The organism is Mycobacterium sp. NGS50 (assembly GCF_059812545.1).
On record NZ_JCALCW010000086.1, the window covers coordinates 1 to 1,023 of the forward strand.

At 65.8% G+C, this 1,023-nt stretch carries 1 protein-coding gene; it reads left to right on the plus strand.

Features of this window, described 5'->3' with window-relative positions:
• The first annotated feature begins 81 nt into the window (after nucleotides 1–81).
• Entirely contained in the window at nucleotides 82–984 is a 903-nt protein-coding gene (locus AC5Y36_RS25790; RefSeq protein ID WP_500043815.1) for a type IV toxin-antitoxin system AbiEi family antitoxin, read from the plus strand.
• Nucleotides 985–1,023 lie beyond the last annotated feature (39 nt).

Consider the following 1,023-nt stretch of genomic DNA (forward strand, 5'->3'; position numbering starts at 1 on the left):
CTCACTTGAACTTTTTGTCCCTGTGTGCAATTTCGCGGGTAGATCGCCGATCTGTCGGGGGTGGAGCGCATCCTCGCGAGCATGCAGAACATCATCATCGGCAGTGACGCGCTGGCATCAGGTGACGTCACTCGCCACCAACTACGACATTGGTATCGAGCGATCTACCCGGATGTGTACCTCGCCAAGCGACAGGTCGCCTCGCTGAGGGACAGAACGGTCGGCGCCTGGCTTTGGTCACGACGCCGCTCGGTTGTTGGCGGCGCGGCTGCGTCAGCGCTGCACGGGGCGCTGTGGGTTGATGACGACGTTCCGATCGAGCTGATCTGGCGTTGCGGACGACCCCCGCGCGGTCTGATTGTCCGCAACGAATCCGTCGCCCCAGATGAGCGGACGTTCGCCTGCGGACTGCCAGTGACCACGCCGGCTCGTACGGCGTATGACCTGGCCCGTCACCTAACGCGTGGTCGGGCGCTGGCCCGCCTGGATGCGCTGGCGCGTGCGACGCCGTTCGCGGTTGACGACGTGCTGATGCTGGCAAAGCGATACCCGGGTGCCCGCGGGGTGCGGCAGTTGCGGGAGTTGCTGCCGCTGGTCGACGGCGGCGCGGCATCGCCGAAGGAGACGTGGCTGCGGTTGTTGTTGATCGACGCCGGATTTCCCATCCCGACCACACAGATTCCGGTGCATTACCGAGGCTTCTGGCCGTTCGCTTTCCTCGATATGGGCTGGCAAGAGTTCAAGGTCGCCGCAGAATACGACGGAGATCAACACCGCTCGGACCGGCCGCAGTACGTGCACGACCATTATCGGCAGCTCAAGCTGTCGCGGGTGGGCTGGATCAATGTCCGGGTGATCGCCGAGGACCGCCAGGACGACATCATCGAACGGGTCGACCGGGCGCTGCGGTCGCGCGGGTGGGACGGCACACTCACGCCACGCCCCGCGGCCCGCGGCCGACCGCCACGTCGTTCGGCCGCGTAGCGCCCACCTACGCCGAGATTGCATCCAGGGACGCGCTCA